Annotated in this window: 1 protein-coding gene; it reads left to right on the top strand. The window is 50.0% G+C overall.

The features are described 5' to 3' along the window. Positions 1-228: fatty acid desaturase (locus AVJ23_RS22575; protein ID WP_169795965.1), on the top strand; the 228-nt coding region annotated here is incomplete at both ends.

The raw sequence follows: 228 nt of genomic DNA, 5'->3' as shown, positions 1-228 counted from the left end.
CGGAAGCGCGGCTGCGCGACGCTCAGTTCGAGCACGACAATACCTATTCCAATCTGCTATCGGAAAAGTACCCTTGGGTGAACTTGCTGGTGCTGAATTTCTGTTACCACAATGTCCATCATGACAGCATGTTACAACCTTGGTATCGATTGCCGAAATTGCACCAGGAATCCTATGGCGACGATGACCGTCAAGTGCTGACGTTCCGCCATCTTATGAAGAGTTTCC

This window comes from Pseudoponticoccus marisrubri, assembly GCF_001482405.1.
Classification (GTDB): domain Bacteria; phylum Pseudomonadota; class Alphaproteobacteria; order Rhodobacterales; family Rhodobacteraceae; genus Pseudoponticoccus; species Pseudoponticoccus marisrubri.
This window is presented reverse-complemented; position numbering and strand designations above follow the sequence as displayed.